This window comes from Brevibacillus nigriterrae (genome assembly GCF_049846925.1).
Classification (GTDB): domain Bacteria; phylum Bacillota; class Bacilli; order Brevibacillales; family Brevibacillaceae; genus Brevibacillus_H.
Window position 1 is genome coordinate 1 of record NZ_JBNCMT010000084.1, and the last position, 737, is coordinate 737.

The window sequence follows — 737 nt, forward strand, 5'->3', positions numbered from 1 at the left end:
TGGTCGTCGCGGGATGGAGCAGCTCGGTAGCTCGTCGGGCTCATAACCCGAAGGTCGCAGGTTCAAATCCTGCTCCCGCAACCAAAATTATTACCTGCACTACGTCGAACTAGCCTCAAAGTTCAGGTAATATAAGTGGTACTGGTGAGTGCAACCAAAATTATTACCTGCACTACTTACATATGGAGCTGTGGTGAAGTTGGAGTTCACGCCGGTCTGTCACACCGGAGGTCGCGGGTTCGAGTCCCGTCAGCTCCGCCATTTATTTTCATGAATAATGAAAAGTGGCTCGGTAGCTCAGTCGGTAGAGCAGAGGACTGAAAATCCTCGTGTCGGCGGTTCGATTCCGTCCCGAGCCACCATTATAAATAATAGTAATATGCCGGTGTAGCTCAATTGGTAGAGCACCTGACTTGTAATCAGGGGGTTGTGGGTTCAAGTCCTATCGCCGGCACCATTATTTATACTCATAAAGAAACAATTGTTTCTCAGTCTTGTCTGAGCAATTGGCGGGTACCTTGGGGTATAAATAACCTCATTTGTAAATATAAATGATATGTCGTGGGGAGATAGCGAAGTGGCTAAACGCGGCAGACTGTAAATCTGCTCCCTCTGGGTTCGGCGGTTCGAATCCGTCTCTCCCCACCATTTTATAGTTTGAGAGCCATTAGCTCAGTTGGTAGAGCATCTGACTTTTAATCAGAGGGTCGAAGGTTCGAGTCCTTCATGGCTCACCA

The 737-nt window shown here is 48.2% G+C and carries 6 tRNA genes; all 6 read left to right on the forward strand.

The annotated features are described in order from the left end of the window. Positions 1–7 precede the first annotated feature (7 nt). The 6 genes from ACPW7N_RS26710 to ACPW7N_RS26735 all read left to right on the forward strand — a co-directional run bounded on the left by ACPW7N_RS26710 (position 8) and on the right by ACPW7N_RS26735 (position 737). Positions 8–84: transfer RNA gene (locus tag ACPW7N_RS26710), tRNA-Met, on the forward strand. 100 nt (positions 85–184) lie between these two features. Beyond that, a tRNA-Asp gene (locus ACPW7N_RS26715) sits at positions 185–261 on the forward strand. A gap of 25 nt (positions 262–286) precedes the next feature. Continuing rightward, a tRNA-Phe gene (locus tag ACPW7N_RS26720) sits at positions 287–362 on the forward strand. A gap of 19 nt (positions 363–381) precedes the next feature. Continuing rightward, positions 382–457 (forward strand) — tRNA-Thr (locus ACPW7N_RS26725). A 106-nt stretch (positions 458–563) separates the two neighbouring features. Next, positions 564–648: transfer RNA gene (locus tag ACPW7N_RS26730), tRNA-Tyr, on the forward strand. Positions 649–661: 13 nt separating this feature from the next. Further along, positions 662–737, forward strand: a tRNA-Lys gene (locus tag ACPW7N_RS26735).